This is a genomic window from Shewanella sp. GD03713 (genome assembly GCF_029843705.1).
Taxonomy (GTDB): Bacteria; Pseudomonadota; Gammaproteobacteria; order Enterobacterales; family Shewanellaceae; genus Shewanella.
Genome location: NZ_JAOCIW010000001.1, coordinates 888,464 through 901,705 on the forward strand (window position 1 = coordinate 888,464; position 13,242 = coordinate 901,705).

9 protein-coding genes are annotated in these 13,242 nt (G+C 47.8%); 3 read left to right on the plus strand and 6 right to left on the minus strand.

Annotated elements, in window-relative coordinates; genetic code table 11:
• Positions 1-69: 69 nt before the first annotated feature.
• The 3 genes from N5E87_RS04035 to rluA all read right to left on the minus strand — a co-directional run bounded on the left by N5E87_RS04035 (position 70) and on the right by rluA (position 5,396).
• A complete protein-coding gene (locus tag N5E87_RS04035; protein ID WP_279775095.1) occupies positions 70-3,954 on the minus strand; it encodes a S8 family serine peptidase in 3,885 nt (1,294 codons plus the stop codon).
• 207 nt (positions 3,955-4,161) lie between these two features.
• Entirely contained in the window at positions 4,162-4,623 is a 462-nt protein-coding gene (gene asnC / locus N5E87_RS04040; RefSeq protein ID WP_011073571.1) for a transcriptional regulator AsnC, read from the minus strand.
• 95 nt (positions 4,624-4,718) lie between these two features.
• Complete coding sequence (gene rluA, locus N5E87_RS04045; protein ID WP_011625286.1) at positions 4,719-5,396, minus strand: bifunctional tRNA pseudouridine(32) synthase/23S rRNA pseudouridine(746) synthase RluA; 678 nt, start codon at positions 5,394-5,396, stop codon at positions 4,719-4,721.
• 187 nt (positions 5,397-5,583) lie between these two features.
• Here rluA and N5E87_RS04050 point away from each other — a divergent pair, with 187 nt between their 5' ends.
• Together N5E87_RS04050 and N5E87_RS04055 are read left to right on the plus strand one after the other, a co-directional pair.
• Positions 5,584-7,500 (plus strand): U32 family peptidase, encoded by a 1,917-nt coding sequence (locus N5E87_RS04050; protein ID WP_086902045.1) that lies wholly within the window; start codon positions 5,584-5,586, stop codon positions 7,498-7,500.
• Between the two features lie 142 nt (positions 7,501-7,642).
• Positions 7,643-8,017, plus strand: a complete 375-nt coding sequence (locus N5E87_RS04055; RefSeq protein WP_279775096.1) for a PH domain-containing protein — start codon at positions 7,643-7,645, stop codon at positions 8,015-8,017.
• A gap of 61 nt (positions 8,018-8,078) precedes the next feature.
• On the opposite strand, the gene N5E87_RS04060 is transcribed toward N5E87_RS04055, so the two are convergent.
• Complete coding sequence (locus tag N5E87_RS04060) at positions 8,079-10,346, minus strand: toxin-antitoxin system YwqK family antitoxin (protein ID WP_126512442.1); 2,268 nt, start codon at positions 10,344-10,346, stop codon at positions 8,079-8,081.
• A gap of 146 nt (positions 10,347-10,492) precedes the next feature.
• Between N5E87_RS04060 and N5E87_RS04065 the strand changes: the two genes are divergently transcribed.
• Positions 10,493-10,822 carry a cupin domain-containing protein gene (locus N5E87_RS04065; RefSeq protein ID WP_011623878.1) on the plus strand — a complete coding sequence of 110 codons (330 nt, stop codon included), beginning with the start codon at positions 10,493-10,495 and terminating at the stop codon, positions 10,820-10,822.
• Between the two features lie 24 nt (positions 10,823-10,846).
• Here the strand turns inward: N5E87_RS04065 and N5E87_RS04070 are convergent, their stop codons facing one another.
• Both N5E87_RS04070 and N5E87_RS04075 read right to left on the minus strand, forming a co-directional pair.
• Positions 10,847-12,019, minus strand: a complete 1,173-nt coding sequence (locus N5E87_RS04070; protein ID WP_279775097.1) for an AAA family ATPase — start codon at positions 12,017-12,019, stop codon at positions 10,847-10,849.
• 59 nt (positions 12,020-12,078) lie between these two features.
• The gene (locus N5E87_RS04075) at positions 12,079-13,242 is read right to left on the minus strand and encodes a membrane dipeptidase (RefSeq protein WP_086902048.1); all 1,164 of its coding nucleotides are present in this window, start codon (positions 13,240-13,242) and stop codon (positions 12,079-12,081) included.

The window sequence follows — 13,242 nt, forward strand, 5'->3', positions numbered from 1 at the left end:
GAGATCCTACGTATCTACACAATAAAAAAGGGAGTCATATAGACTCCCTTTTGTTTATAGATGAACTGCTTACTTCATACGACGACGCATTGCCGCCAGAGGTAATAACAAGGCAGTTAACCAACCCAGAGCACCACCGTTGTCGTTCTTCTCTGGTGTTTCAACAACCACAGGTTTAGCGGTGACTTTAACAGTCGCAGTTGCAGGTTCACTTTCCAATGCACCGTCAGATGCAGTAACTGTGAACGTCAGATCCTGCGCACCACTTGGTGCTGCGAAGCTGATGCTATTACCGCTGTTAGTAAACTCGACGGTTGTACCACTGGTTTGTACCCAGTTATAGGTCAGTTCATCACCATCAACGTCAGTACCAGTTGCAGTTGCAGTTACAGTTGACCCTTCAACACCAGTTGAGCCTTCAGCTTGAACCTGTGGTGCATCATTGACATTGTTAACTGTAATTGTCACAACAGCTTCTGCGCCGGTATTACCTGCTTCGTCGGTTGCTGTGTAGCTTAGGGTATCTGTACCAACGAAGTCCAGTTCAGGCGTATAATCAATGCCGCCATCTACGTTAACGACGGCACTGCCGTGCATTGGGGCTTGAACCAGCTTCACTTCACCTAACACGCCTTGAGGCATGACATCGATAATGCGTAAGGCTTTAGCAGTCATACCATCGCCAGAAATATTTGCATGGGCAACTTTCTTATCTGCTTGGGTATCGTTTGCTAATACGTCGATAGAGACTAAGGCTTCTTCATCGGTTTCGATGCTATCCGCTTGACCCATATTCAACTCGGTCGCTTTAGTGCTGTAATTGATGGTGACATTACCCGCTGTAGTATTCTTCAGGGCTAATGAACTACCACTCGCCATTGTGTCACCACTGCCATTGTAATGGTAAGTTGCACCAATAGTGCCGCCAATGTTTTCTGCGCCGATAGAAACATTGGATGGCATGTTCGGAATATCGATATAGTTAAATACGACTTCTTCTGTATCACCTGTCTTAATCCAGATGCTAAAGGTATAGGCTGAACCAGATTGATCATCGTACAACTGACCTTTGTACCATTCGAGGGCTAACCATTTAGCGCCTGAACCATCTGTTAAAACGCTAATGGCTAAATTGCCACCACCAGTATCGCCAGTGCTGCCGTCCGATAAATCAAAATCAGACCAGAATGGTGCAAGGATATTGTTTGGATTTGCGCTATTGGGGAGTGGTAGATTGGTATAAGTTCCGCTTGTGTTGCCACCGCCAACAATTGCCATACCGTTGTCAGAAAAGGTAATTTGGTTATAGCTAACACCATTGTACTTAAAGCTTGGTACTGTGTAGGTAAATGACTTTTCATCACAACCAGCAGTACAGGTTATAGGCTTAACACCTAAATCCACGATACTTGGGAAGCGTTGAGCACTCTTGATTGTGTTCATTTTTGGCAGTGCTAAGCTACCAACCCAGGTCATTAGCCCCAGCTCTTCGTTGATCGAGAAACCATTTTGTGTGGCACCGGATAAAGAAACAGTTACGTCGTCCTTGGAGGTCAATTTAGTCCCCTTCGGCGTTTGCGCATTAATCGTCACAGTGTTTTCAAAAATAGAATTGTTTACACTTGCCACAACGGGGATCACATCGCCTGAAGTGATATCTGTTTTTGTTGTGTAAGTGGTTACTAAAGAGGCATCGCTAGACTCTTTTGCTAACACTGCCAAGGGCAAGTGTGCATCCTGTAAGCCTTCAGCGCTGCTAATCATCACATTACCAAAGATCCATTCGCCATATTTAGCAAAAGTTGAATCTACAGTGACAGTGATTGTCGCTGAAGAGCCCGCTGCTAACTCAAGCGTTGCAGGAGACACAGTGATGCCGATGCTGTCAGCTGATGCTGCTAAGTTCCAGTTTGTGGTTACATCACTCTTGCTATACACAGTTCGAGTGAAAGTGCATTTTCCCACGCAAGAGTCTGATGCAACAGAGCCTTTATCGAAGGTTAATACCGCTTTAGCCGCTGCATCTAAATCCAAGCGGCCAGCGCCCATATCGAACGGAGTTGCAGCTGTCATCGCATCATCATCGAGTACATCGCTGATTTTGGAGGTAGACATCAGGGCCGTTTTAATCTCATTTGCAGTCCATTCGGGATGCAGTTGGCTCATTAGTGCTGCAGCGCCAGCAACGTGCGGGCTTGCCATACTGGTACCTGAAATCATGTTAAAATCTTCACCGCCATCGTCAGGTGAGAATGCGGATAGAATATTTGTGCCAGGAGCAGCAATATCTGGCTTTAAGATATTTTGGTTACCATCTGGGCCGCGAGAGCTAGTGCTATTAAGGTTATCTGCAAGTTCCGGAACCATAATGCGTTTTGTTTTCGCGACAATTGTTCCAGTCGTTGCTGTTTCACCCATTGAATTCATAATGGCTAAACCAGCGTCTTTAGTAATCATGACAGCGGGGAAATTATCACCAGGCATTGACATGGTAATTGGTGCACCTGCTGCGTTGTTATAAACAACAACAGCTTTAGCACCAGCGGCTTCGGCATTTGCTGCTTTCAATGTGAAATTACACTCACCGCGGGAGATTAGTGCAATACCGTCTTTAAAAGAGTCTTGCGCAAAAGCGTTACAACCATTTGCATTTTCAGCATCTAAATTTTTTGCGGCAATAACATTGCCAGTAATATCTGCGATCAAGCTAGCATCTGAGCTAGGTATAGCTAAGAGATCATCACCACCTGTATTGAAGCTATTAGCAAAATAACGTCCAGTTGTTGTGTTAGCTACCGTGATACCGGATTCGATACAACCTGGACAGCCAATGGTTTGTGAGCCATTACCGTCGTTACCTGCTGCGGTTACTACTACTACACCAGCCGCTTCTGCGGCTTCAAACATGGTTTTGTATGGGCTGCTCGCAGGATCGCCGCCTGCACCACCGCCCCATGAGTTGTTGATAACATCGGCGCCATCATTCACTGCGTGTTCTAACGCTTCCATCAGCATAATGTTAGAACCACTACCGCCACTACAGTCAGCTTTGCTGAACAGTGCCTTGTAGACCATAAGGTAGGCGGCTGGTGCCACGCCCGACAATTCAACTGGAATATCTTTGTAACTAGTCGAAACTTTGTTACCTACCGCAGTGCCTGCAACGTGGGTACCGTGACCTCCATAACCCAGCGGGCTCATATATTCATTAGGACAAACTTGGAATGTTGGTTGTGACCAACGGGCAACAATCAGTTTGTTGTTACAGAATGAGGCATCTACGGTTGAACAGTAGTCGTCGCTTGGCAGATTGCCACTAGGTGCACTAAAGCCAGCATCGGCGAACATTGGGTTTTCAGGGCGGATACCACCATCAATGACCGCAACTCGAATACCTTTACCAGCATTCTCCATACCAGAAACAGCATTCCACATTGCTTGGGTGTTAATCACTTGGTGTGAGGCATCCATGCTGATGTCATACATGGTTTCTGGATAAACAGATTTCACGCCAGGCATTTTTGCCAAAGTGTCAGCGGTTAGACCTTGACCAACTACAGTGACACCATTGAATAAGGTTTGAAATTGACGCTCTACTTTAGCATTAGGAATAGTCTTGGCTAAAGCTGCTGCAAAATTGTTTTGCTCTTTTGCTAGGTAGTTTGAATAACTCTTCACTTCGGAAGACTGAACGTTTAGCTTTTGTCCCTTCTGAGTTGTGGCTGTCGCAGCGTAAGAACCAATGCCACCCTTATATTTGGCTAGAGCTGGTGATTCCATTTCAACGATAAAACGTTGTGGAGCAGTAAGGTTAGTTCCAGCTAGTTTAGGTTTGGTATATTGGTCTTGAGCGGTGATTTCTGGTGAGTAAGTTTCAAAAATGAACCCACTGTTAGCAACTGCTGCACTTGATAATAGTGCCGCCGAGATAGCGATAGATAATTTTGTCTTCACAACTTCATTCCTTGTCAATTAATGCTTTTGGTACTGACAACAGCACCGTGTAGCTAAATTGTTATTGTTATGCTGCGCATTTAATGGCTAGCAATGAAGTTGTAACACAAAAGTGTCGTACGGTTAACACTTTTGGTAGAAAAAAGACTTAAGTCATCATTTTGCGATGTAGCATTCTGTTTGAAGGCTTTTTTGTGAGAGCCGTAACTAAGGCTTCACCGCTCTTGTGATAGGGTTTTGCAGGCTGATAAGGGTTTCAGTCGATTGAATTTCGTCGATTGATTGGATGCGGTTAATCAGCACGTGTTGCAGGCCATCGATGGATTGGCACATGACTTTGACAAAAATGCTGTAGTTGCCTGTGGTGTAGTAGGCTTCTACCACTTCTTCTAGGGCATTTAGCTTGGCGATGGCGGCGGGGTAGTCGCCAGCACTTTTGAGATTAATTCCAATAAAACAGCAGACATCGTACCCAAGGGCCTTGGGATTGATGGTGATCTGGGCACCGGTGATAATCCCTGCTTGTTTCATTTTCTCGACACGCACATGGATAGTACCCGCACTCACACCGAAACGTTTGGCAAGCTCGGCAAACGGGGTGCGTGCGTCTTGCATTAAGGCTTCGAGGATATGGTTATCAAGCTGATCGCGCTGAAATGCGGTTTCCATAAATAAACTCTCTATAACATAATGAATTGTCATAAAGTTACGTTCTTTTATGGTGAATGGCTACTGCTTTTAGGTGTTTTTATTGTTTTTAGTGATCATTGCTCACCTTCTGGCTCACAAAAGGGGGCATCGGCACTGAACGTCATGCTCTCACCCGTATAAGGGTGTTTAATGGTCAGTTCTGCGGCGTGGAGTAATAATCGCGGTGCTAAGGATTTTGCCAGCGGATCGGCATAAAAGCCGTCGCCGAGAATAGGATGCCCAAGTGCCATCATATGCACCCTGAGTTGGTGTGAGCGTCCAGTAATCGGCTTTAGCTTAACGAGAGTCGAGCGTTTGGCGCGGCTTAACACCTCAAAGTGAGTTAATGAGGGTTTACCTATTTCGTGGTCAACCTTCTGTTTTGGGCGATTGGGCCAGTCACAGATTAGCGGGTAATCCACACTGCCAGTATCGTTTTTGATATGACCAGCCACCCGAGCGAGATAGGTTTTGCTGGTTTCTCTATCGTGAAATTGGCGTTTTAGCTCGCGCTCGGCGCTACGAATGAGCGCAACCACCATGACACCTGAGGTCGCCATATCGAGGCGATGGACTATTTGGCAATGGGGATGCTCGGCTTTTACCCGGGCGTAAACACTGTCGTAATGGGCGGGATCGCGACCTGGCACGGACAATAATCCCGAAGGTTTGTTGACCACGATAATGTCTTTATCTTGGTAAAGCACATCGAGCCAGGGAGTTGTCGGTGGTTGGTAAATAAAATCAGTCATAATCGCGCCTATTAAACAATGCGCGGCAAAGATACTCTGCTCGGCTCTGGGGTGCAAGTTTGTTGTCTCTGCTCCTTATCTCGCCTCGCTTTAATCCAGCGAAAAATGATTTGCAGATAGAGCTGGATTTGAGTTTTTGTTATACTCGTCACCTTTTTCGTGATTGTTCATTTTGAGCCAGTGAAGTATGAGCCAGCCAGAGATTTACACACCTGAGACACTTTCTCACGTTAATAACCGCTTAGAGTTATTGGCGCCTGCAAAAAATGCCGATTATGGCATTGAAGCCATTCGCCATGGTGCCGACGCGGTTTATATCGGTGGTCCCGCATTCGGAGCGCGTGCGACCGCGGGTAATAGTGTGGAAGATATCGCCCGTCTGTGTATTTTTGCTCATAAGTATCATGCGCAAGTGTTTGTGGCCATTAACACTATTCTGATGGACGATGAACTCGAAACCGCTGAAAAGCTGATTTGGGATGTGTATAACGCGGGCGCCGATGCACTGATTGTGCAGGACATGGGTGTATTGCAACTTAACCTGCCGCCGATTGCGCTGCATGCTAGTACGCAAATGGATAACCGTAATCCCGAGAAAGTCGCATTCTTAGAGCAAGTAGGTTTTTCACAAGTAGTGTTGGCGCGTGAGTTAGGCTTAAGCCAAATCCGTGAGGTTGCGGCTCACACCAATATGCAGATTGAGTTCTTTATTCACGGCGCCCTGTGTGTGGCCTACAGCGGCTTATGTAACTTAAGTCATGCTTTCAGTAACCGCAGTGCAAACCGTGGCGAATGTTCGCAAATGTGTCGTCTGCCGGGCAATCTTAAGACTCGCCAAGGGGATGTGTTGGCGCAAAATGAGCACTTACTTTCATTAAAAGACAATAACCAAACCGATAACCTCGAAGCCTTGATTGATGCCGGTGTGCGCTCCTTCAAAATTGAGGGGCGTTTAAAGGACTTAAGTTACGTTAAAAACGTGACCGCCCATTATCGTCAAAAGCTCGATGCCATTATGGCGCGTCGCCCTGAGTTTGTAGCGTCATCCCATGGCCGTACTGAACATACTTTTACTCCGGATCCTGAAAAAACCTTTAACCGTGGCAGCACAGATTACTTTGTGAATGAGCGTAGCCAAGGGATTAAAGACTTCCGCTCGCCAAAATATATCGGGCAAGATGTGGGTAAAGTGGTCGCCATCGGCAAAGACTTTATTCAAGTCAGTTCAACCCACGAGTTTAATAACGGCGATGGTTTAGCGTATTTCCCGCCAAACTATGCGATGGCCAAACAGTCCGATGACAAATTGCAGGGACTGCGTGTTAACCGAGCCGAAGGTCATAAGCTGCATGTATTGCAGGTGCCGCGCGATCTGCGTGTCGGTATGACCTTATACCGTAACCATAACCAAGCCTTCGAGACTTTACTTTCTAAGGAGTCAGCCAAGCGTATTATCGGCGTCGACATGCGTTTAACCGATACTGCTACGGGCGTGGCGCTGACCTTAACGGATATTTACGGCCTCAGTGCAACGGTTGAGCTTGCAGTCGAAAAAACGCCCGCCACCGACGCAGAAAAAACCTTGCAGACTATCCGTACTCAATTGTCGAAACTGGGCAGTACCGATTTTACAGCGCGCCAGATCAGTATCGAAACCGCCGAGCCTTGGTTCCTGCCTGCATCTGTCCTCAACGGCCTGCGCCGTGATGCAGTCGCAGCATTAGAACTTGCCCGTGTTGAAGGTTACCAGCGTCCAAAACCTTGGAAATATAATCAAGATGCCGTCTATCCATTCAAACACTTAAGTTACTTGGGTAACGTGGCAAACGAAAAGGCGAAGGACTTTTATCAACGCCATGGCGTGATTGAAATTCAGGACACCTACGAGAAAAACGGCGTGACCGAAGATGTGCCGTTAATGATCACTAAGCATTGCCTGCGATTTAACTTCAATCTCTGTCCTAAGGAAGTGCCGGGCATTAAGGCGGATCCTATGGTGCTTGAGATAGGTAACGATGTGCTTAAGTTAGTTTTCGATTGTCCAAAATGCGAGATGATGGTCGTCGGTGAAAACCGTCAGGTTCGCGGTCAAAAAGCCGTTTAATTTAGGCTTGAATGGTTTTCAAGGGAGCATTGAGTATTCAATGCTCCCTTTTTGTTTTTAGCGCCGTTGCCGCTCTCTATGTTGCCACTTGGTTAACTACAGGATATTTTATTGAAAAACTTCAATAATAAAGGATGTCAGCATGGGATTGTTAGATGGGTTACTGGGGAATGCATCAGAGGTCGATTTACAGGAACTGGCCGAAGAGTTGCGCCCAATAATGGGGATTCAGGAAGAATTAAAACTGGCCTATAAAGTGATCCGAGATCTGTTTGTATTTACCAACAAACGATTGATTTTAATCGATAAGCAAGGACTGACGGGCAAGAAAACTAGCTATCACTCAGTACCCTATAAATCCATCACCCATTTTGAAGTGGAAACCACAGGCCATTTCGATATGGATACCGAGCTTAGGATCTGGATCTCTGGCCAAAGTGATCCTCTGGTCAAAGAGCTCAAACGCGGCACCGATGTGGTGGGGATCCAAAAGACCATAGCGACGTTCGCGCTCTAACCCTTACTTTTGCGATAGAGTTATCAGCAGGTCATCGCCTAATTGACTTGCTGACATTCAATCAATTCAAGACCCTATGATTTGAACCGCTGGACTGTTCTATCGGTTCACCATTCATCGTATAGGTTTCGGATAATTCGAGTCGGCCTTGTTTATCGTACTGATTGTGGATCCCCACCCAAAAGTGCTCTTGTCCCCGAAAATGTAAGTTGCCTTCTTCGGCGATTTGACGATTCGGATGATAGCGTTTCATGGCATAGAGTTGGCTATCTGGGTCAAATTTCAAATGGTAACTAAGGATAGGCGCCGATGTTTGTGGCTCCTTAGTATCGTTAGACTTAGCCATTGCCTCGACAATGTTGCTGTCATCGACCTTGGTTTCCGCTGCCATCGTCTGTTGCTGCTCGGCGGCATCAAAATAGTGACGGGTTTCATTGAGCTTGCCATCGTCACTGAGCCAGGCTTCGCGCTGCAGTTGGCCTTGCGGTGTAAAACGTTGCCAGTGGCCGACATCCTGATAATCGTTCTCTATCACTTTCACAAAGCCAGACTCGAGCAATTCGCCTTGTTTTGAAAAGGCTTTTGAGCTGAATAGGTTCTCGTCTATGCGAGTGAGCAGCCAACGGATAGCCCCATCCTCATAGTATTCGATGCGAGTGTCAGGGTGGCCCGTTTGATAATATTCCCGTTGATTATCCTCAAGAAGATAGCCACAACGGGTATTGGAGTGGCTCTCAAAGGATTCGAGAACCCCTTGCTGGTTATAGGAGGAGCTTTCCTTAAGGTAACCTTGGCCGTCGCGGACAAAATATTCAGCAATCGTCTTGATAGTACCGTCTTCATAAAACCAGCGGGCCGTGCCATCGCGATTGCCTTGAGTGTGGGGCAAATACATTTGAATTTGCTGGTTTTCATAGTACTCGATAAAGGGCGCGATGGAGAGGTTACGCTGATATTGGCCCTCAGCTGACAATACGCCGCTTGCATAATAGCTACGGAAAAGGCCTTCTCTTAGACCCTTTTCAAGGTAAATCTCAAGGGAGAGTTGACCATTTTCATGGTACCAAGTGGCAAGCCCCTGCTCATGGCCATTTTCAAAGGGGATGCATTGTTCAAGCTGTCCGTTCGGATACCATTTCTCGCTGTTGCCATGGGCAACGCCATCAACAAAATTGAGTTGATTTGCCAGCACGCCATTGGGGTGCCATTCCTGACGTAGACCGCAATTTAACCCCTGTGGATTGAGGTGTTCTCGCCAGGCGAGTTGGCCATCTTCGTAATAGGTTTCGAGGCTTTTGCCCGCGGCATCGAGATGGACTTCTTGCCTAAGATTGCCGTTGGTATGGTACCAAAGCTCTTTAACCAATTCCCCCATGTCATAGGTTAGCTCGGCCTGCAGCTTGCCATCTTCATAGTAGATATGCTCTGTGCCATGGATTTTTCCCGCCTGCATGGGGCGTATTAGCCACAGTGCGCCTGATTCATAATAGCGAGTTAACTGATTGATATAATTATCTTCGCTATCCTTTTCGGCGGTTTCTTTTATCTGACCATTGCTATAGTAGCGGGTCAGTAACATTCCCTCGGCGTGGCGCTCCTCGACTTGATTGATTTTGCCTTCATTGTCATACCAAGTCTGGCGCCCGAGCTGTTGCTCCTCAATAAAATGCCCTTCGAACTGCAATACACCTAAGGCATTGAATTGGCGAGTGATGCCGTTGCGCTCACCAAAGTAATTGCAATCGACGGCCTGAGTGAGGTTGGGGGATTGGGTGACGATTCTGAGTAGATTCTGACCTTGCTCTGTCTCAATCTGGTGGAATGTCCGTTGCAGTTTGCCAGTGAGACTGCCGAAGTCCTGCATATCGCCTTGTACTCTGTACCTAGCATCGATATAAAAACGGCAGATCACTAATTCCTGCGGGTTTACCAGTGCCACTTGCCAGCGGGCTTGAGTTGTCGCTGCATCAGAATCCAGCACTAGGCTACAGGTCTTATCCTGACCGAGATAAAAATCTTGCACAGGGCCGTGTATCTCGATGCGGTCAAATTGGGTCTCGTGAAAGGTGCAGGATTCATGCTCTCGCTCCCAACCTAGCAGTTCGATCGTTTGCGGGCTGTCGAAGTTGTGGCGGGTAAATTCTTCATGGGTTTCTGAATGAGTGGCTTGCGCCGGAGTCGCTTGAATGGCAAGACTAAAATAGGGTTTGAAGGTACTGGATGTGAGAGGAGCGGGATTGGGAGAAGTTTGAAGAGGTATGTCTTGATGGGCGCAGCTTTTTTCTTTGGTATTAAATAACTTAGCTTTAAACGCGCGAAACAACGACATAGGTCAACTTCTCCATATCCATATGATACAACTGTCTTATCTTGTCATCTCATAAGGCTCTTAGCCCTAAGAGCGCCTATGATAACGGTTTATACTTTGGTTTCTCAATAGATTATCTTGCCCTCGAGCCATGATAAGGATTCAAGATGCTACAAAATTTTTATCAGTCACTCCCCGATGATTTATCACAAGAAGTGTTCGAAACCCTTGCTGGCAATGGCAAGTTGAAGATTGAACGCATTATCTCGCAAGGCCATTCGACGCCAGTGGGGGAGTGGTACGATCAATCTCAATATGAGTGGGTGATGTTGCTCAAAGGGGAGGCGCAGCTCGAATTCGAAGATGCTCAGTTAGTTACCCTTAAACCTGGGGATTATCTCACCCTAGCGCCGCATCAAAAGCACAGAGTCGCTTCGACCAGTTCAGAGGGCGAAACCCTATGGCTGGCAGTATTTTACGATGCTGAAACGGTATGATGCAAAGACGCTATATCTTGGCGGCTATTTGAGTTGCCATTGCCAGCTGGGCGTATTGAGTAAATCCTGCCCCACGATTTGGGTTTGCCCTAGATTTTTATCGAGCGCCAAAGTATTGCAGTGCTCAAACTGGCTCAAGGCATTAATCAAACGGTTAGCGTGGGACACGACCCAAAGCTGACAAACCTCGGAAGCCTTGGCGATAAGCCGAGCCAAAGCGGGCAATAAATCGGGATGCAGGCTGGTTTCGGGCTCGTTTAATACCATTAGCTCGGGTGGCCTTGGGGTGAGTAATGCGGCAATAAGCAATAAATACCTCAGGGTGCCATCGGAGAGTTCACTGGCATGTAGTGGTCTTAGTAAGCCCTGCTGGTGGAATTCGAGTTGGAGTATCCCGCCCGCTTGGAGCGTGATACGCACTTTGGCCCCCGGAAAAGCATCGGTCACCGCATGATCGAATGCGGCTTTATCACCAATCTCAAAAATGGTTTGTATGGCAGAGGGGAGATCTCGACCGTCATGGTGCAATACGGGCGTGGCGGTCCCGAGCTGCGGACGACGCGCCGGGGCTTCGGCATCGGTTCGAAAGTGATCGTAAAACCGCCAGGCGCGAATGCTGTCCCTGAGCGTTAATACTTCAGGGCTACGTTCAGGATCGGCAAGTTCGGTAAAAATACTGTCACCGCTTTGCAGATGGGCGCTCAAGGTGAGCCAACCTTGTCCCTCTGGGCTGCGACTCTTCACCATAGGACCGCGCCGCTCCACCAACACGCTGGCGGAGCGATATTTGGGGCCATTCCAAATCGCCTCACGTTTAATTTGCGGATCTAACCCAAACAGGGTGGTGGAGTCGGGTTTGGGGAGGCCAAGCTCAATCAGATAACTAAAATCTTCGCCCGCAAATCCCAATTTTAGGCGTTTTGGCGCTTGTCTGACTGTAGCTTCAATTGGCGTATCGCCCGCTAACATGCCCTTAGTGAGATTTTCTGGTCCTGCCCAAAAACAGGAGTCTAAGCCGCCTTCCTGCGCCAAAGCATTAACAACGCCACCCTGCGCTGCTTGAGCTAGTAGTCGTAATGCTTTGTATAAATTGGATTTGCCACTACCGTTAGCGCCGGTCACTAGGTTCAGGCGCCCAAGGGGTAAGACTATCTCCCGCAAGGTACGATAGTTAGAGATGGCTAGGGTAGTCAGCATGGCGGTCCATTTTCTCGAGTAATTTTTCGCAATTTAACCCTGACTGAGTTAGCGCGGGCTTAGATGAGTACCTGATTGAGCACTCTTTGCCAGTTTCCGCCCATAAAGCGGTCGCGATCGGTCGACTTAAAACGGGCCTTAGCTAAGGCATCATCGATACGGCTCATACGCTCGATATGGTTTAGTTCGGGAATGACCACATGCCTTGGCTCTGCATCAAACCCTAACACTTTTTTAGCCCTTAGGCTGTACCACCATTCCTGATATTCCTTCACGCCTTGGGCATTGTCGTTATTCAGGGCTAACAGATTCTCCTGGCCTCTGAGCGGATAATCATTGGCGATGGCAACACAATCGACCCCACCGACTCGGGCGACATATTCTAACTGGCGGATATAGTCATCGACAGTTGGAACGGCATTATTAGTGAGCCAAAAGCTCATCATAAAGACCCCGAATACGCCGCCTGAATCGGCAATGGCGCGGATCACCTCATCGGGGCTACAACGGGCATGTTTGACAATACCGCGCGCCGCTCCATGGCTTTGGACTATGGGCGCGCGGCTGAGTTTGGCTACATCTAACGCGGTTTGGGCACTCGAGTGGCTGACATCGACTAAGATATTGGCATGATTGAGTTTTTCAATCAGTGCGCGGCCATGGGCGGTAAGAGGTTTATTGAGCCCGCCATTGGCATCGTTATCGAGGGCGCCGCCGGCAAAGGTATTGCCATAATGGTGGGTAAGTTGCAGTGCTCGCAGACCTTGACGGTGAAACTCATCGACGCGGGCCCATTGGTTGGCCTCGCTGTCTTCTTCAACGCAATCTGCGCCTTGGATTTGGAAGAAAACCGCAGTGCGATTGCTCTCCCGCGCCAATTGGATATCGCGTCCAGTTAAGCCTTGCAGGAGAATATCAGGGTGCTCGCTGACGCGTTTCGCGGCTTGCTGGATGCTTTCCATACAGGCTTTGTAGGTGCGTTTGTAGTTTAAGGTGCCGTCGGCTTGTTCAATGGTTTCGATGGCAGAGATATCACATAAAAAGGCATCGAGCCCCGATGCCGGAACATCGGCTAAGTCATCGGGCAAAAAGGATAAACCATCGATATATAAGCGCCGAGAGCGCGGCGCAGCAAGGCTGGAGACACTGGCAAAGGGGCAAAGTAGCGTGGCGGCGCCAATCCCTTTTAACAGTGTTCGACGATCTTGATTAACAGCCTTCAT